We start from the raw sequence: 17904 nt of genomic DNA, 5'->3' as shown, positions 1-17904 counted from the left end.
ATGCAGCACCCGCTAGGGTCCCCTCGACCGCTGACCGCCACACGGGTAAAACACCTTTCGGCCGGACAAGGTTCCCTCCTCACGGCCGTTGCGGCGACTATCGGACAGTAACCTTTTCTTTCAGCCTGCCACACAGCGCGAGCGGCGATGAACCGAATACCTCTGTCGATCTTCATCATCACAAAGAACGAGGCCGATCGCATCGGCGCGACGCTCGACGCGGTGCGCGACCTCTCCCACGACATCGTCGTCGTGGATTCCGGCTCAGACGACGACACCCGCGCGATCGCGCAGGCCAGAGGCGCGCGGGTGGTGGTGAACGCCTTCGCCGGCTATGGCCCGCAGAAACGGTTCGCGGAGGATCAGTGCCATGAGCCGTGGCTGCTCAACATTGATGCCGACGAGATTTGTCCGCCCGCGCTGGTCAGCGAAATGAGAAGTCTTTTCGAGGCGGGGGAGCCTCCGCACCGGGCCTATCGCGTGCCCATCGCCGAACAGTTTCCCGGCGAAGGCGCCCCGCACCGCTGGAGCTACACGATCGCGCCCGTCCGTCTCTACCACCGCGATGCCGGGCGGTATTCGGCAAGCACCGTCCATGACCGGGTGGATCTTGCGCAAGGTGTGTCCGTCGGCCGCCTGCGGCAACGGATCCATCATCGCTCGATCCGCTCGCTCAGCGACGAACTGCGCAAGCTCAACGCCTATTCCGACATGCAGGTCGCGGATTTGGAGGCGCGCGGCAAGGCGCTGCCGGCGTGGCGCATGGTGAGCGAATTTCCCTTCGCCTTCCTGAAGGCCTATTTCTTGCGCCGCCATTTCCTGCGCGGACGCTACGGCTTTCTTACGGCCATGAACCACGCCATCTACCGCCACATGCGTATCGCCAAACACCTGGAGCGACGGTGGCGCTAACGGTCCTGAAAGCCCCGCTGACACAACTTGTCGCCCGCGGGTTTCGCCGGCGAAATCGAATACCTATATAGCGCGTGACCGTATCCGGCCGCATCGGGAGAGCGCGCTCCACGCCGGATAACCAAAAGACCGGCTGAACGGAAAAACAAAAGCATGCTCGACTACATCAGCCTGGCCGGCGGGCTCGCAATCCTGCTCGTGGCCGGCGATGTGCTGGTGCGCGGCTCGGTAACGCTTGCCCGCTCGTTCGGCATCCCATCGCTTGTCATCGGCCTGACCATCGTCGCCTTCGGCACGTCCGCTCCCGAACTCGTCATATCGCTGCGCTCCGCCCTCGACGGCGTATCGGGCATTGCGGTCGGCAATGTCGTCGGCTCCAACATCGCCAATGTGCTGCTGGTCCTGGGCGTCCCGGCGCTGATCGCAACGACGGTGTGCACCGATAAGGGTGTGCGCAAGAACGCCGCCTTCCTGCTTGCGGTCACCGTGATCTTCACCGCGATGTGCACGTTCGATACGCTCAACCGGGCGATGGGTATCGTGCTTCTTTCCCTGCTCGGGCTGTTCCTGTTCGATTCCTATCGCGAGATGCGCCGCCACCAGCGCCGCTGCAAGGACTATCAGAACGGAGACTGCACGGCGCTGGACGATGCCCAGATCGCCGAGCTGGAGGAATTCGACGATGCGCCCGGCGGCAGGCCGGTCGCCTTCGCGCTCGTTGTCGCGGGCCTGATCGGCCTGCCGCTCGGCGGCCAGCTCGCCATCCAGGGCGCGGTGGAGATCGCCCGCAGCTGGGGCGTCACGGATACCGCAATCGGCCTGACGGTGATCGCGCTCGGCACCTCGCTGCCGGAACTCGCCACCACGGTGATGGCGGCCATTCGCAAGGAATCGGCAGTGGCGCTCGGCAACGTGCTGGGCTCGAACGTCTTCAACATCGTCGCCATCCTCGGCATCACGTCGGTCATCTCCCCGCTCGATGTTCCCGAAGCCATCATGCGCTACGATATCTGGGTCATGCTGGCGACAACGGTGCTGCTGGCAATTTTCGCCTTCATGCACAGCCATCTGCGCTGGCCGCTGGGCCTGGCCCTTGTCACCGGCTATTGCCTCTACATCTTCTTCGTTTTCGCATCCGGATCGGTGGCCTGATACCGAAGGAACCGTGTGGAGGAGAAACCGGTGAGGAATGAACGGGACGCCGCGGCGCTCGTGACCGGAGCCGCAAGACGCATCGGTCGCGCCATTGCCCTCGATCTGGCGCGCCATGGCTGGCGCGTCGCCATTCACGCCAACACCTCCGGCGAGCAGGCCGAGGCGGTGGCCGAAGAGATCCGCGCCGCCGGCGGCAAGGCGCATGTGGTGCTGGCCGATCTGCGCGACCCCAAGGCGCCGGCCGCGCTCGCCGGCGAAACCGTTCGCACGCTCGGCCCGCTCCGGCTTCTCGTCAACAACGCCTCCATCTTCGAGCGCGACGAGATCGGCACGCTCGATCCCACCCGTTTCGACGACCATTTTGCGGTTCACGTGCGCGCGCCGTGCCTGCTAGCCGAGGCGATGGCCCGCGTTCTGGATGACGGGGCGACGGGAAATATCGTCAATGTGATCGATCAGCGGGTACTGAAGCCGACCCCCAATTTCTTTTCCTATCAGCTCTCCAAGTCGGCTCTGTGGACGGCGACGGTCACGCTTGCCCAGGCGCTCGCCCCGCGCATTCGCGTCAATGCGATCGGACCGGGCCCCGCACTTGCCAGTCCCCGCCAGCAACAGGCCGATTTCGAGGCGCAATGCGCGGCGTTGCCGCTCGGCCGCGGGCCGGCGCTGGAGGAATTCGGCCGCACCATCCGCTTTCTGATCGACACGCCATCGATCACCGGGCAGATGATCGCACTCGACGGCGGCCAGCATGTCGCCTGGCAGACGCCGGACGTCACCGGGATCGTGGAATAACGCCGGGCAAGCCGTTGCGCGTTTGCATGTTGGCACGACTCTGACCAGATAGCGTCCATGAGTGACACCGAAGGCGAAGACAGGAACACCGCGGCGGCCCCAGAGGCGGGACCAGCGGAAGAGACCGCGGCGCGCGTGCCGCGCGGCGTCGAAGTCATTGCGGCCTTCGTGCGCCAATTGCCCAATGCGCCCGGCGTCTACCGCATGATAGATGTGGGCGGCGACGTGCTCTATGTCGGCAAGGCGCGCAACCTGAAGAAGCGGGTGACGAACTACACCCGGCTCGTCGGACTTTCCAACCGCATCGCGCGGATGGTGCAGGCGACCGTGACGATGGAATTCGTCACCACCCGCACCGAGGCCGAAGCGCTGCTTCTTGAAGCGAACCTCATCAAGCGCCTGCGGCCGCGTTTCAACGTGCTGCTGCGCGACGACAAATCCTTCCCGCATATTTTGATCACCGGCGATCACGAGGCCCCCGCGATCACCAAGCATCGCGGCGCGCGGACCCGCAAGGGCGACTATTTCGGTCCCTTCGCCTCCGCAGGCGCCGTCAACCGCACGATCAACGCGCTGCAGAAGGCCTTCCTGCTCAGGACCTGCTCCGACAGCTATTACGAGAACCGCACGCGGCCCTGCCTGCTGTTCCAGATCAAGCGGTGCGCGGCGCCATGCACCGGCGAGATCGATATGGCCGGCTATGCGCAGCTGGTGAAGGAAGCCAAGGCGTTTCTCTCCGGCAAGAGCCAGACGGTCCACAACGAACTGGCGGAGGCGATGGAGAAGGCCTCCGAGGCGCTAGAGTTCGAAACCGCCGCCATCTACCGCGACAGGCTCACCGCCCTTTCGCATGTCCAGCAGCATCAGGGCATCAACCCGCAGAACGTCGATGAGGCCGACGTCTTCGCCGTGCATCAGGAAGGCGGACAGACCTGCATCCAGGTCTTCTTCTTCCGCACGGGCCAGAACTGGGGTAACCGCGCCTACTTCCCCAAGGCCGACAAGGCATTGGAGGCGGAGGAGGTGCTCAGTTCCTTCCTTGCCCAGTTCTACGACAACAAGGAAACGCCGAAGCTTCTGCTGCTGTCGCACGAGCCGGAGGAACGCGAGCTGCTGGCCGAGGCGTTTTCCGAGCGCGCCGGCCGCCGCATCGAGATCGCGGTGCCCAAGCGCGGCGAAAAGCGCGACCTTGTCGAGCACGCGCTCACCAACGCACGCGAGGCGCTGGGCCGCAAGCTGGCGGAGACATCCAGCCAGGCGCGGCTGCTCGCCGGGGTCGCCGAGGCCTTCGATCTGCCGCGCGTTCCCCGCCGCATCGAGGTCTACGACAACTCCCACATCATGGGCACCAATGCGGTCGGCGGGATGATCGTCGCCGGCCCCGAGGGATTTGCCAAGAACCACTATCGCAAGTTCAACATCCGCTCACAGGATCTGGTGCCCGGCGACGACTACGGCATGATGCGCGAGGTGTTGACCCGCAGGTTCCAGCGCCTCTTGAAGGAACATGCCGACGAGCGCCCCGGCATGGCGGAGGCGCGCGAGGCTGCGGAGGGACCCGGCGACAGCGAAGAGAACGCAGAGACGGCGATGACCGTGCCGGCGTGGCCCGACCTCGTGCTCATCGACGGCGGGCAGGGACAGCTTCGCGCCGTGCGCGAGACGCTGGAGGAACTCGGCGTGACCGACGTGCCGCTCGTCGGCATCGCCAAGGGCCCGGACCGCGACGCTGGGCGCGAGAAGTTCTTCGTGGAGGGCAAGCCCTCCTTCATGCTGCCGGAACGCGACCCGGTGCTCTATTTCGTCCAGCGCCTGCGCGACGAGGCGCACCGCTTCGCCATCGGAACCCACCGGGCACGGCGCAAGAAGGAGATGGGCACGAACCCGCTGGACGAGATCGCCGGTATCGGCCCGACCCGAAAGCGCGCGCTGTTGCGCCATTTCGGCACCGCCAAGGCCGTCTCCAAGGCCGGCGTGGAGGACCTGACGGCGGTGGACGGCATTTCCGAAGCCACCGCCCAGGCGATCTACGACCATTTCCACGAATAGGATGAGCCCGGGCAGGCTCAATCGCCCTTCAAACGCTGCGGGACGTGCTCTACAGTCCGGCTCCCGGAAGCGAGATCCGACATAAGCGAAGAGGAGCTGCGGACGTCCCGCAGGCGAGAACGATGCACGGCATGCATGCGGAGACGATGTTTCAACGCGCGCTCGATCTGCTGGAGGTCAACCGGATCGACGATGCGTTGCCGCTCCTGAATGAGTTGCACAGGGCAGAGCCGCGCGATGCGCGGGTGAATTTCGCCCTGGCGATGGCGGCCCGCGATGCCGGCGACGATTCCCGACGACTGGCGCTTCTGAAGAAGGCGGCCCAGGTCGCAAAGAAGAAGGCAATCGTCTTCGAGGAACTGGCCCGTGCACACACGGTCTTCGATGAAGACGAGGAGGCCATCGCCGCCGCGCGCAAGGCGGTGACACTGGAGCCGAAGAACCCGGACATGCATGTGGTTCTGGGCGAGGTCTATCGCCTCACCGGCCGCGACCGGATGGCCCGGCAATGTCTCGATCGTGCACTTGCGCTCGCCGGCGACCACATCGGCGCGCTGTCAGAATACGGCGAACTGGAACTCGCCCTCGGCAACACCGCCGAAGCCGAGGCCTGGTTCCGCAAGGCGACTGCATCCGACAATGGCGACCCGTCCGACGCCTATATCCCGCTCTCCGAACTGCGCGGACGCACCCGTGATCCGGAGGACATTCCCCGGCTGGAAGCAGAGATCGCCAAAGACGAGAGCCGCACTCAGAAGGTGCAGGGACGACTGCATTTCGCGGCAGGCGCGATGTGGGACGATGCTGACGATCCGGCAAGGGCCTTCGAGCACTACGAACGCGCGCACCAACTGACCTATGCCGAATACGACGTGAACACGTACAAGGCCCGCGTGGAGGCGATGAAGCAGCTGTTCACGCGCGAATTCTTCGAACAGCGCAAGGCCGTGGGGACCGACAGTCAGAAACCGGTCTTCATTTTCGGAATGCCGCGCTCGGGCACGACGCTGACAGAACAGATCCTCAACCGGCACCCGCGGGCGGCCGGTGTCGGCGAACTGAAGTTCTTCAGCCGGCAGGGCCAGACGTTGCGCGACGGCTCCCGCAACCCCAGAACATTCTCAAGAAACGTGCTGGCGCTCGACGACAAGGACTACAAGCGCCTCGGACGCAAGTATCTGGCGCTTCTGGACAGGCTTGCACCAAAGGTGGACCGCGTCGCCGACAAGATGCCCCACAACTTCGAAATGCTCTGGCTGATGGCGCTCCTCTTTCCAGAGGCGACCTTCATCCATTGCACGCGCGAACCGGTCGACTGCTGCATCTCCATCTACACAAAGGCGCTGAACGCCGCGCACGACTACAATCGCAGCCAGACCACACTGGGCCTCTACTACCGTCTCTACAGGGAACTCATGGAGCACTGGAAGGCGGTGCTCCCCGTCACCATTCATGAGCAATCCTACGAGGCCATGGTCGCCGACCAGGAAGGTCAAAGCCGGGCGCTGATCGCCCATGCGGGGCTCGAATGGGACGATGCCTGCCTTGAATTCTACAAGGGCGACAGGCAGGTGCGCACTTTTTCCAAGGAACAGGTGCGCCAACCGATCTACTCCAGTTCGATCGCTCGCTGGAAGCGTTACGAACCGCATATCGGACCACTGCTGACCGCGCTCGGCGACCTGTCACCAAAGAGCTGAGCCCGGCGACGCAATTGCGAACTCCACCGCGCACATCACGACCAGTCGGCCCTGTTCGGGAAAGCTTCCGAGTTCATTGAATTCAGTATGAAAACTTATGGCTTTCGTGCTAGGCAACGGCGTATCGGGTGACAGTTGGCATTGCCTTTCGGGACGGTCAGAGACCTAAGAGAAGATGCCGTTGCGGGGTGAACAAGGCCGGCAGCACGCGATGGCCGCGTGACGCGGGGGAGGCATTTTGGTCGACAAGAACGTTCTTCTGCTGCTCGGCGAGGCGCTGCTCTATTTCGTAGTGATGGCGGGCCTGCTCTACGGCCGCCGACGTTTCGGTATCGGTCTATTCGTCTGCGCCATCGGCGTGATGCATTTCCTGGAAACGTATCTGGCCAGCGTCTTCTACATTCAGCTTCCCTTCGGCCAGCTTTCGCCGGGCTCGACCGTCCTCTTCTCCGGCAAGCTGATGATGATCCTGATGCTCTACATCAAGGAGGATGCCGTCGTCGTCCGCCAGCCCATCTACGGCCTTCTGATCGGCAATTTCCTGATCGTCGGGCTCGTGATGATCCTGCGCAATCACGACATCGCGCCGATCGCGCCGGGCCGCGTGCCCGACATGCGGTTCGTCGACGAAATGGGGTGGCTGATGGTGTGGGGCACGGTGCTGCTCTTCATCGATTCCATCGCCATCATCCTGCTCTACGAACGGCTCGGCGCCTGGCTCAAACGGGTTCCCTTCCTGCGCCTGTTTGCCTGCGGCGCCACCGTGCTAACCTTCGACCAGGCCGGCTTCTTCACCGCGCTGCATTTTTATTCCGGTGCGCCCTACGCGGCGATGATCGGCGGCTGGATGGCCAAGGTCTGCGCCGCGTTCGTCTTCAGCGCGCTGATCGTCGGCTATCTGCGCTTCGTGGAACGCGAACGACCGGCCGCGGAACACCCCACGCAAGGGCGCCAGGTTTCCGACATTTTCTATACCCTGACCTATCGTGAACGGTACGAAGATCTTCTCCAGCAGACCGGCCGGGACGCGCTGACAGGCGTTTTCAACCGCCGCAAGCTTGAACTTCTGGCGTTTGATTCCTTTCAGCGTGAAGTTTCCGCCGCCGAGCCCCTGAGCCTGCTCGCCATCGACATCGACAGGTTCAAGTCCGTCAACGACCGGTTCGGGCACAAGGTCGGCGACGACGTGCTGAAGGCGCTGGCGAAGATCTTGGCCCGGACCCTGAGGCCCGACGACCAGCTCTTCCGTTATGGCGGAGAAGAGTTCGTCGTTCTCAGTCCCAACCTCGGCCCGGCTGCGGCCGCCCTGCTGGGCGAACGCCTGCGCGAGGCGGTCGAGAGCCATTCCGCATCCGATCTCCATGGATCGACGATTTCCGTCGGCGTCGCCACGGCCCCTGTCGAGGCGACGAGCTATGATGCCCTGTTCGCCTGCGCTGATGCCCGTCTCTACGCGGCAAAGCATGAAGGGCGGAACCGGGTCGTGTCCGCCTACAGCGAAATCGGACAGCCGAAGACCGGTGCGCCTTCCTTCCCCGAGACGGCATGCTCCCGGCCGAATTGACGAACGGGTCCGCCCCGTGCTTGTCTCGCAGTGCAGTATTGTCCCGTTGCAAGTGCCGTGTCCTTCCTGTAGCAAACGGGGTGACCGGTCGCATCTCCGCTCCAGGCCCCAAAGCTCCACGCGACACGGCGCCCGCAGGACGGTGCGCGCCGCCTGTCCAGTCCGACGAGCCGAAATGTCCGCTTCCGTTGCCTTTTCCCTTCCCAACCTGCTGACCTACGGCCGCATTCTTGCCGTGCCTGCGGTGGCAGCCTGCTTCTACGTTCCCGGCAATGCCGCGCGATGGACGGCTTTGGGAATTTTCGTTGCGGCCGCGATCACCGATTTTTTCGACGGCTATCTTGCCCGCATGTGGAAGCAGCAATCGGCGCTCGGCCGGATGCTCGATCCGATCGCGGACAAGCTGCTTGTCTCCGTCTGTCTGCTGATCCTCGCCGCCGAGGGCACGGTCGGCAACTGGTCGCTCATCCCGGCCATCGTGATCCTGTGCCGGGAGATCCTCGTCTCGGGACTGCGCGAGTTCCTGGCGGAGCTGCAGGTCAGCGTGCCGGTGACGAAGCTTGCGAAATACAAGACGACGGCGCAGCTCGTGGCGATCGGCTTCCTGCTCGCGGGTCCGGCAGGCGATGAGGTGCTGCCCGGCACCTCGCTCATCGGGCTTGGCCTGCTCTGGATTTCCGGGTTGCTGACGCTTTATACCGGGTACGACTACTTCAAGGCCGGCATCGGCCATCTGATCGAGGAACCGTGATGAAGATCCTCTATTTCGCCTGGGTGCGCGAACGCATCGGCATGCCCGAGGAGGAAATCGCTCTGCCGGCCGAGGTCACCACACCGGCGGATCTGCTCGCCTTCCTGAGCAAGCGCGGCCCCGAATACGAATCCGCCTTCGAACGCCCCGAGGTCATCCGGGTTGCCGTCGACCAGACGCACGTCGAGCACGACATGCCCATCGGTGACGCCCGCGAAATCGCCCTCTTCCCGCCGATGACGGGTGGTTGATCCCATGTCGATAACGGTTCGCATCCAGCCCGACGATTTCGATCAGGCCGCGGAAATCGCCCGGTTGAGCGATGGACGCGAAGATGTCGGCGCGGTCGTGACCTTTACCGGGCTCTGCCGCAACGAGGATGGTCGGCTCGCGGCTCTGGAACTCGAACACTACCCGGGAATGGCGGAAGCCGAGATCCGGCGCATCGCGGAAGAGGCGAGCAGCCGCTGGCCGCTCCACGGCATCACGGTCATTCACCGCCACGGCAAGCTGGCGCCTGGGGCCAACATCGTTCTGGTGGTGACGACCTCCTCCCACCGGGCTGCCGCTTTCGAGGCCGCTGAATTCCTGATGGACTACCTCAAGACCCGCGCTCCCTTCTGGAAGAAAGAGTGGCTTGCCGACGGCACGTCGGGCGACTGGGTCGAGGCCCGCGACCACGACGACACCGCGGCCGAGCGCTGGCAGAAGGCCTGATATCGTCGTCTTGAAGGTCCGGTCCTTTTTCTTTCGCTGCGGTCTATGGTCGCAACGACGCAGGCTGTTATAAGTCAGGCGGCGCCTCTCCGGTGAGCGACCTTCCGGATGGCCGAAAGCAACGTGCTTTCAGGGTGCCGGAGCATCGTATCCGCGCTCGCGTTTGCGGGCGATGATCCGGATTGTTTTTCGTGTTTCCGGCCGGTCGGCGTGACGCGTCGCCGTCCGGCGTTTTGACGTTCCCGCCAGCGGACCGACATCCGTACCAGTAAGGACTTTCAGATGAGTTCGACACGCTCGGACGCCTATGCGCGCCTCGGTATCCCTTATGCCGAATTCATCGTGTTCATCGCATCGCTGATGATGCTGAATGCGCTTGCCATCGACATCATGCTCCCCGCCTTGCCCGACATTGGCAGGGATCTGGGCGTGACCGACGAGAACGACCGGCAGGTCATCCTTTCCGCCTATCTCATCAGCTTCGGCTTCACCCAGCTCGTCTACGGTCCGCTTGCCGATCGTTTCGGGCGCAAGCCCGTGCTCCTGGTGGGGCTCGCCGTCTACATGCTGGCGAGCGTCGGCGCGGCTATGGCCCCGACCTTCGAGCTGCTGCTGCTGGCCCGCTTCGTCCAGGGTATGGGCGCGGCCGCCCCGCGTGTGCTCGCCTTCGCCATCGTGCGCGACTGTTTCGAGGGCCGGCACATGGCCCGGGTGATGTCGCTGACCATGATGGTCTTCATTCTTGTTCCCGTCATCGCCCCCAGCATCGGACAGCTGATGATCCTCGCAGGGCACTGGCGCTGGATCTTCGGCCTGCTGACCATCGGCAGCGCCATCGTTTTTGCCTGGACCGCTCTGCGCATTCCCGAGACGCTGCATCCGGAAGACCGCGGCCGGCTGTCCATAGGCTCGATCCTGACCAACTATCGCATCACGCTGACGACGCGACAGACGCTCGGCTACATGATCGCGGTGGCGCTGATGTTCGGCGGCATGTTCGGCTTTCTCAACTCCGCCCAGCAGATCATGGTTGATGTCTACGGCATGGGTACGGCCTTCCCGCTGGTCTTCGCCGGCATCGCCCTGTCGATCGCCGTCGCCTCCACGCTCAACTCGCGCCTGGTCGTGCGCCTCGGCATGCGGGTCATCGCCCACTACGCGCTGGCCTGCATGGCAATCATCTACGTGATCCATTCCCTGATCGCGAACCTGGGGCTCGATTCCATCTGGACGTTCGCCCCCCTGATGGCGGCCTGCATGTGCTGCTTCGGCCTGCTGATGGCCAACCTCAATGCGCTTGCCATGGTCCCCGTCGGCCACATCGCCGGCTCAGCCGCCGCCATCATCGGCTTCGTCGGCACCACCGGCGGCACCATTCCGGGGTATTTCATCGGACAGGCCTTCGACGGCACGGTCATCCCCTTCACGACCGGATTCGCGATCCTCTCGATCCTGGCCTTCATCGTCGTCATGATCACGGAACGCGGGCGCATGTTCCGCCCGGGCGACACGCCCCATTCGTGAGGCTGGCGATCGAGAACCGCCCAATAGAAAAAGGCCGCCCGGGTTTCCCTTGGGCGGCCTTTTCTTTGCTGACGTCCCCTCGGCCTCTCGCCAGAGGCCCTATTCAGCCGCTATCGCAGCGGCACCCGGAGCGCGCACGCACGCCTCGTAGTCGTGCATCAGCTGCTCGGAGATCTTGCCCGGCACGAAGTGATAGGGGCCGACCTCGGAGACCGGCGTCACCTCTGCTGCCGTGCCGGTCAGGAAGCATTCCTCGAAGCCTTCCATTTCCTCCGGCGCGATCGTGCGCTCGTTCACCTCAAGGCCACGGTCGCGGGCAAGCCCGATCACAGTGCGGCGGGTGATGCCATCGAGGAAGCAGTGCGGCGTCGGCGTGTGAATGACGCCATCCTTCACGAAGAAGATGTTGGCGCCGGTTGCCTCGGCGACGTTGCCCTGCCAGTCGAGCATCACCGCATCGGCATAGCCCTTGTGCTCGGCCGCATGCTTGGACAGCGTGCAGATCATGTAGAGCCCGGCGGCCTTGGCCTTGCACGGAATCGTGCGGGGATCCGGCCGGCGATACTCGGCGATATCGAGACGGATGCCCTTCAGCTTCTCTTCAGGCTTGAAGTAGCTCGGCCACTGCCACACGGCGATCGCGGTGTGGATCTTGTTGTGCTGGGCCGACACGCCCAACGCCTCGGAGCCACGCCATGCGATCGGACGCACATAGGCCTCCGTCAGCTTCTCGCGCTTCAGGAGCTCGTTGGTGGCGTCGTTGATCTCTTCGGCGGTGAAGGGAATCTCGAAATCCAGGATCCGGGCCGACTGGATCAGTCGCTCGGTGTGCTCTTCGAGCTTGAACACGTGGCCGGAGTAGGCCCGTTCACCCTCGAACACAGCGCTCGCATAGTGAAGCCCATGCGTCAGCACGTGGATTTTCGCGTCCGCAAACGGGACAAATTGCCCGTCGAACCAGATCTCACCGTCCATTTGGTCGAATGCAGGCCCGGCCATTTCCTCTTCTCCAACATTTTTGGTTGTTCGGGCCCCCACGGACCCGACTGCGTTGCAATGTCCGCCCCGATATCGGCGCTAAAGGCGTCCCCCTAGGTGGCGGCTTTGCGTCGCAGCGAAAGTACCGGTATCTTCTCCCCATCCTGATCCGCCCGAAAGCAACGGATCGAACCTGGACGCGGGGAAAATGTTCTTTCCTTTCGTCGAAGCTGCATTCTGTGTAACAATCGGTCCGAAATAAGTCAATATGGCTGACGTAAATTTCAACGCGACGCGAAATTGGGCGGATGCCGCCTCGAATGCAGGCACCGATGGCGGCCCGCAGGAACCGGAAAAGCTGCACTACGAGCTGATCGAGCTCCTGTTCTTCGCCTATCGCGACTTCATTTCGGACCCGGACGCGATCCTGGCCGAATACGATTTCGGCCGCGCCCACCACCGCGTGCTTCATTTCGTCTCTCGAAATCCGGGTATCCGGGTGACCGAACTGCTCGACATCCTGAAGATCACCAAGCAGAGTCTGGGGCGTGTCCTGAAGCAGCTGGTCGACGAGGGTTTCATCGACCAGCGCACGGGCTTGCAGGACAGGCGACAGCGGTTACTTTATCCGACCGCGAAGGGCGAGGCGCTGAGCCACCAGTTGTCCGTTCCGCAATCGGTGCGGCTGGAAAAGGCGCTGAGCGAGCTTCCCGAAGGTGGGCGCGAGATTGCCCGCCAGTTCCTGTACCGCATCATCAACGATGCAGAACGTCCCCACGTCGCCCGCCTCGCCGGCAAGAAGTGAGCCGCCCGGCGCGCGAGAGAACCGAAAGACGATGCAAGCGCACCCCCGCACCGTTCCGGCCGACGATGCCGCCCATCTGCTGATCGTGGACGACGACAACCGCATCCGCACCCTCCTGTCCCGGTTCCTGGGCGAGCACGGATACCGGGTCAGCCTGGCGGCATCAGCGGCCGAGGCGCGCGGGCGCCTGCGCGGGCTTGATTTCGACCTGCTCATCCTCGACGTGATGATGCCCGGCGAAAGCGGTTTCGACCTCGCGCAGGATATCCGGCAGAAGTCCCAGGTCCCCATCCTGATGCTGACGGCGCGCACGGATTCGGACGACCGTATCCACGGCCTGGAACTGGGGGCGGACGACTACCTCGCCAAGCCCTTCGAGCCGCGCGAACTTCTACTGCGCATCAACAACATCCTGAAGCGCGGGCGTTCGAGCGAACCGGCGCCGCTGCCGGAGATCCGGTTCGGGCCTTATGTCTTCCTGACCGAGCGTGGCGAACTCAAGCGCGGCGACGAGACCGTGCGCCTGACCGATCGCGAAAAGCAGATCCTTGCGATCTTTGCCGCGAGCGGGGGAGAAACCGTTCCGCGGCACATGATCGTCGGCGGAGACATGGGCAAGGGAGAACGCACCGCTGACGTCCAGATCAATCGGCTGCGCCGAAAGATCGAGGCGGATCCCTCCAACCCGATCTACCTCCAGACGGTGCGCGGAATCGGCTACCGCCTCCTGATCGATTGAGCGGGCGATGATCCTGGCCGAGATTCGCACGAAGTTATCGCAGCGATTGAGCTCCCTGGCCGCCGCGGCTGGCCGCATGAACATTCTGGCACCCGTGATCCGTTTTTACCGCATCTTCGCGCAGTGGCTGCGCCGGCACATGCCGAAAGGCCTCTTTCCCCGCACGATCCTGATCATCGTCATCCCGATGCTGCTGCTGCAGTCCCTCATGGCGTTCCTGTTCATGCAGAAGCACTGGGAAACGGTGACCAGGCGACTTTCGCAGGCGGTCGTCGGCGAGATCGCCTCAGTCATCTCGGTCATTGAGGCCTATCCGCAGGACCCCGATTTCGAGACGATCACGCGCATCGCAAGCCAGGATCTGAAGCTCTCGATTTCGGTGTTGCCTCCCTCCCCCCTGCCCTCGCCGCGGCCGAAGCCCTTCTTCTCGCTGCTCGACAGGGCGCTCAGCGAGGAAATCCGCACGCAGATTGGCCGCCCCTTCTGGATCGATACCGTCGGCAAGTCGCAATTCGTCGAGATCCGCATCCAGATGAAGCACAATGTGCTCAGGGTGATCACGCGGCGTAGCCAGACCTACGCATCGAATTCGCATATCTTCCTGGTCTGGATGGTCTCCACGTCGTTGGTCCTTCTTGGTGTGGCGCTGTTGTTCCTGCGCAACCAGATCCGCCCGATCCAGAAACTGGCCGATTCCATGGAAAGCTTCGGCAAGGGACATCCGGTCGAAGGCTTCAGGCCACGTGGCGCGGAAGAGGTCCGGCGCGCATCCGCCGCCTTCCAACGCATGAGCCGGCGCATCGAGCGCCAGATCGAGCAGCGCACGATCATGCTTGCGGGCGTCAGCCACGACCTGCGCACCATCCTCACCCGTTTCCGGCTGGAACTGGCGCTGATCGGTGACAACGAGGAAACCGAGGGGCTCAAACGCGACATCGAGGAGATGAACTCGATGCTGGAGGCCTATCTCGCCTTCGCCCGAGGCGACGGCGACGAGATCCCCTCCGATATCGACATTGCGCTGATGGTGGAGGATCTGGAGGCAGATGCTGAAACCGCCGGCGCCAAGGCCTCTTCCAGCTACAGGGGCGCCCCGGTCGTGCGCGTGAAGGCAAGCGCCTTCCGCCGCTGTCTGACCAACCTCGTCGCCAATGCAGCCCGGCACGGCAAATGCGTGGAGATATCCGGCCGGCACGAGCGTGGCTGGCTGACGATCACGGTGGATGACGACGGTCCCGGCATCCCGGCAGAAGATCGCGAAGACGCCTTCCGCCCGTTCCACCGCTTCGACGATGCCCGCAATCTCGATTCCACGGGCACGGGACTGGGCCTGACCATCGCCCGCGACATCGCCCGCGGTCATGGCGGCGATCTGGTACTGGAGGACAGCCCGCTGGGCGGCCTGCGCGCTGTGGTGCGCATTCCGGATTGACGGTGGGAAACGCGCAACCTTTTGGAGTGCGGGAGAAGCGCGAACGCGAAGACTAGACCTCGGCCGCAGCCACCGGTCCGTTGTCCGGCACATCCGCTCCCCGACGACGGCGGTCGGCAAAGACGCGCTTGAACGGCGCAAACCAGCGCTCCGCCCGATCGAGGCGATCAAGCAGATCCGATCCGCGTTTCAACTCGCGGTCGAGCGCCGCCATTGTGCGGGCCTTGCCCGGATCCTCGTCCTTGAACCAGACCCGCATGACCTTGATGTAAGCCACGACAAGAGCTTGCGTCAGCGCCAACCCGCGCACTCCGCCGGCATTGATGCCAGCGGCCGTCAGCATCCAGCGCAGGGAGGTCAAAGCAAGCGAATTGAGTTCGGCGGCAAAGACCGGATCGGTGCGAGCGGCGCGATAGATCGCCTCAAGCGCGGGCTTGTGCGGCTCCAGCGCATCGAGCCGGCGCATCAGCACATCGAACAGGCGGTCCAGCGCCGGCTCCTCGGCCAGTTCGGCTTCGGTACCATCCAGGACTTCGGCATCGATACGGCGATAGAAATCGGCGAGGATCGCCATGCGGCCATCATAGACCTTGCGCAAGGCGGAGGGCTTGACGCCGGCGCGCTCCGCCACCGCCGCCATGGTCACGTCCGGCCACGACCGTTCAGCGACAAGCCCCATGAAGGCATCGAGAATGGATTTGCGGGTCTTTTCGGTCGTCATCGCAGGTCACCTCCGTTTAGCGAGAGATAGGCCTGCAGCGTGACTTTTCAAAGCCGTGGAGGCGGAAACACCGCATCAGCCGAGTTCGCGCGAACGATCCGCCGCTGCCTTGACCGCAGCATCAAGCAGCGGCTGGAAGCCGTCGTCCGCCATCAGCACCGACAGCGCCGCCGCCGTCGTGCCGCCCGGAGACGTCACGTTCTTGCGCAGCGTTGCCGCATCGAGATCGGACCGGTAGAGAAGCTCTCCGGCACCCGCCACGGTCTGGCGCGCGAGCGTTTCGGCAAGTTCGGGAGAAAGTCCTGCCTTGCGTCCCGCTTCCGCCAGACATTCTGCCAAAAGGAAGACATAGGCCGGACCGGACCCGGAGACGGCCGTCACCGCGTCCATTTCGCCCTCGTCGTCGAGCCAGGCAACCGCGCCGATGCCGGACAGCAGGTCCTCGACGAGATGCTTCTGATCAGAGGAAACGGCGGCATTGGCGAAGACGGCCGTCATGCCGCGTCCAACTTGTGCCGGGGTGTTGGGCATGGCGCGCACCACGGGCACGCCCCCGAAAGCCGCCTCGAATGTCCCGATCGTCTTGCCCGCGGCAATCGAGACGACGAGTGTCCCGGTGCCGACGACCGGCTTCAGCGACTCCAGCGCCTCCGCCATCATCTGCGGCTTGACTGCGATGAGCACAACGGCCGGCGTCAGATCGCCCGGCACGGCCGTGACATGGCGGATACCCTTGGCGGCAAGAAGCGCCGCCATTTCTTCGGAGGGCCGGGGATCGCACACGACGATGGCGGCAGGGTCGATGCCCTGCTCGACCCATCCCGCAAGCATGGCGCCGCCCATCTTGCCGGCACCGACAAGAAGCAACGGACTGGATTTTTCAAGTTTCATGCTTCGCCGACAGTCTCGAACATGACCGACTCCAGCGCCTCACCAGCGCTCTTGCCGGCCCAGACAACAAACTGGAACGCCTGGTAGTAGCGTTCGCAGGACTCAAGTGCATTGGTAAGAAGACCCTCGATCTGCTCCGCAGTCGCCTCCGCGCCGCCCGCAAGCAGCAGCGACTGGCGGAAGATCACAACACCTTCGCGGTTCCAAAGATCGAAATGCCCCATCCAGAGCTGTTCGTTGACGAGCGCGAGCAGCCGGACCACCTCCGTGCGCCGCGCCTCCACGACCTTGAGATCGAAGGCGCAGGCCAGATGCAGGGCCTCAACGTCCTCCATCCAGGAGAACGAGACGTGATAGTCGCACCAGTGAGCTGCGACGGAAATCGTGATCTCGTCTTCACCGGAACGCTCGAACGCCCAATCATTGATTGCGGCGATCTGCTCGATTGTGTCGACGGGATTGGATTGCCGGTCGGCTTCGATTTCGATCAGGCTCATGAGCGGTCCTCGCGCCTGGCGTCTGAAAGGGTCCGCTCGTGCCGCCATAGCGGGCTTGAGTGCCCAGTCAGGCTGAGTTTGGAAGGATCCCGATCAAGGAGATCGAAATCGTTCCGGGTGATCCCGCATCGCTTTCGACGTGCGAATTATGACATTCGTACGACTATATCTGCGAATCTACCTTTTAAATCAGTATAGATCGATATTGACGCACCACGAAATCATTCATTTCGAAAGTGCGCGGGATAACTTGTGGAGAAGCTCCGCCGTAACCGGAGTGACGTTCAGGAAGCGTCGCTCGCCTTGTCTGCCGGACGCCTGCTCGAGCCGGCCTTGGCAGCCTTGCCGGCCGGCTTGCCATCCGTCTTGCCCACTGATAGGGCCTCTTCCAGAGCGGCCACGCGGGCGGAAAGCGCATCGGCGTCATCGCGGGCGCGGGCGGCCATTTCCTTCACGGCCTCGAATTCCTCGCGCGAAACGACATCCATATCGGCGAGGAAGCGTTCGGCCTGGGCGCGGAAAGCCGTCTCCACCTCCCGCCGCATTCCCTGGGCGACGCCTGCGGCATCCGTCATCATCTTGGCGAAATCGTCGAACAGACGATTGTTGGACTGGGTCATGGCGGGCTCCTTGGCCATCGGCGATCCTGTCCGGGCCTCGGACCCGGATCTCCG

18 protein-coding genes are annotated in these 17904 nt (G+C 63.7%); 13 read left to right on the top strand and 5 right to left on the bottom strand.

Going from position 1 to position 17904, the window contains the following annotated elements; translation table 11 throughout:
• The first annotated feature begins 147 nt into the window (after window positions 1-147).
• The 10 genes from V2L18_RS00525 to V2L18_RS00480 all read left to right on the top strand — a co-directional run bounded on the left by V2L18_RS00525 (window position 148) and on the right by V2L18_RS00480 (window position 11167).
• Window positions 148-912, top strand: a complete 765-nt coding sequence (locus V2L18_RS00525; RefSeq protein ID WP_336175698.1) for a glycosyltransferase family 2 protein — start codon at window positions 148-150, stop codon at window positions 910-912.
• Between the two features lie 153 nt (window positions 913-1065).
• Window positions 1066-2064, top strand: coding sequence for a calcium/sodium antiporter (locus tag V2L18_RS00520; protein ID WP_336175696.1), 999 nt, complete (start codon window positions 1066-1068; stop codon window positions 2062-2064).
• A 30-nt stretch (window positions 2065-2094) separates the two neighbouring features.
• Window positions 2095-2862 (top strand): SDR family oxidoreductase, encoded by a 768-nt coding sequence (locus V2L18_RS00515; protein ID WP_336175695.1) that lies wholly within the window; start codon window positions 2095-2097, stop codon window positions 2860-2862.
• A gap of 57 nt (window positions 2863-2919) precedes the next feature.
• Window positions 2920-4911, top strand: a complete 1992-nt coding sequence (gene uvrC, locus V2L18_RS00510) for an excinuclease ABC subunit UvrC (RefSeq protein ID WP_336175693.1) — start codon at window positions 2920-2922, stop codon at window positions 4909-4911.
• Window positions 4912-5033: 122 nt separating this feature from the next.
• Complete coding sequence (locus tag V2L18_RS00505; protein ID WP_336175692.1) at window positions 5034-6611, top strand: sulfotransferase; 1578 nt, start codon at window positions 5034-5036, stop codon at window positions 6609-6611.
• A gap of 238 nt (window positions 6612-6849) precedes the next feature.
• Window positions 6850-8175, top strand: a complete 1326-nt coding sequence (locus V2L18_RS00500; protein ID WP_336175691.1) for a GGDEF domain-containing protein — start codon at window positions 6850-6852, stop codon at window positions 8173-8175.
• 175 nt (window positions 8176-8350) lie between these two features.
• Entirely contained in the window at window positions 8351-8926 is a 576-nt protein-coding gene (gene pgsA, locus V2L18_RS00495) for a CDP-diacylglycerol--glycerol-3-phosphate 3-phosphatidyltransferase (RefSeq protein ID WP_336175689.1), read from the top strand.
• A complete protein-coding gene (gene moaD / locus V2L18_RS00490; protein WP_336175688.1) occupies window positions 8926-9177 on the top strand; it encodes a molybdopterin converting factor subunit 1 in 252 nt (83 codons plus the stop codon). The genes pgsA and moaD overlap by 1 nt, the downstream gene beginning before the upstream one ends.
• A 4-nt stretch (window positions 9178-9181) precedes the next feature.
• Window positions 9182-9643 (top strand): molybdenum cofactor biosynthesis protein MoaE, encoded by a 462-nt coding sequence (locus V2L18_RS00485; protein ID WP_336175687.1) that lies wholly within the window; start codon window positions 9182-9184, stop codon window positions 9641-9643.
• Between the two features lie 282 nt (window positions 9644-9925).
• A complete protein-coding gene (locus V2L18_RS00480; RefSeq protein ID WP_336175686.1) occupies window positions 9926-11167 on the top strand; it encodes a multidrug effflux MFS transporter in 1242 nt (413 codons plus the stop codon).
• 99 nt (window positions 11168-11266) lie between these two features.
• Here V2L18_RS00480 and V2L18_RS00475 read toward each other — a convergent pair whose 3' ends face one another.
• Window positions 11267-12166, bottom strand: a complete 900-nt coding sequence (locus V2L18_RS00475) for a branched-chain amino acid aminotransferase (RefSeq protein WP_336175684.1) — start codon at window positions 12164-12166, stop codon at window positions 11267-11269.
• Between the two features lie 247 nt (window positions 12167-12413).
• Here V2L18_RS00475 and V2L18_RS00470 point away from each other — a divergent pair, with 247 nt between their 5' ends.
• The 3 genes from V2L18_RS00470 to V2L18_RS00460 all read left to right on the top strand — a co-directional run bounded on the left by V2L18_RS00470 (window position 12414) and on the right by V2L18_RS00460 (window position 15121).
• Entirely contained in the window at window positions 12414-12950 is a 537-nt protein-coding gene (locus tag V2L18_RS00470) for a MarR family transcriptional regulator (protein ID WP_336175682.1), read from the top strand.
• Window positions 12951-12981: 31 nt separating this feature from the next.
• On the top strand, window positions 12982-13689 hold the full coding sequence (locus V2L18_RS00465) for a response regulator transcription factor (protein ID WP_336175681.1): 708 nt from the start codon (window positions 12982-12984) through the stop codon (window positions 13687-13689).
• A 139-nt stretch (window positions 13690-13828) separates the two neighbouring features.
• Window positions 13829-15121, top strand: a complete 1293-nt coding sequence (locus V2L18_RS00460; protein ID WP_336176362.1) for an ATP-binding protein — start codon at window positions 13829-13831, stop codon at window positions 15119-15121.
• Between the two features lie 52 nt (window positions 15122-15173).
• Here V2L18_RS00460 and V2L18_RS00455 read toward each other — a convergent pair whose 3' ends face one another.
• From V2L18_RS00455 to V2L18_RS00440, 4 genes are all read right to left on the bottom strand, one after another.
• Complete coding sequence (locus tag V2L18_RS00455) at window positions 15174-15842, bottom strand: TetR/AcrR family transcriptional regulator (protein ID WP_336175680.1); 669 nt, start codon at window positions 15840-15842, stop codon at window positions 15174-15176.
• Window positions 15843-15917: 75 nt separating this feature from the next.
• Window positions 15918-16733 carry a pyrroline-5-carboxylate reductase gene (gene proC, locus V2L18_RS00450; protein ID WP_336175679.1) on the bottom strand — a complete coding sequence of 272 codons (816 nt, stop codon included), beginning with the start codon at window positions 16731-16733 and terminating at the stop codon, window positions 15918-15920.
• A complete protein-coding gene (locus tag V2L18_RS00445) occupies window positions 16730-17230 on the bottom strand; it encodes a YbjN domain-containing protein (protein ID WP_336175678.1) in 501 nt (166 codons plus the stop codon). Before V2L18_RS00445 ends, proC begins: the two co-directional genes overlap by 4 nt.
• A 284-nt stretch (window positions 17231-17514) precedes the next feature.
• Complete coding sequence (locus tag V2L18_RS00440) at window positions 17515-17850, bottom strand: accessory factor UbiK family protein (protein WP_336175676.1); 336 nt, start codon at window positions 17848-17850, stop codon at window positions 17515-17517.
• Window positions 17851-17904: the final 54 nt, after the last annotated feature.

The sequence above is a fragment of the Breoghania sp. JC706 genome (assembly GCF_037026715.1).
GTDB lineage: Bacteria > Pseudomonadota > Alphaproteobacteria > Rhizobiales > Stappiaceae > Breoghania.
The sequence above is the reverse complement of the archived record's forward strand: the minus strand, read 5'-3'. Positions and strand labels throughout refer to the sequence as shown.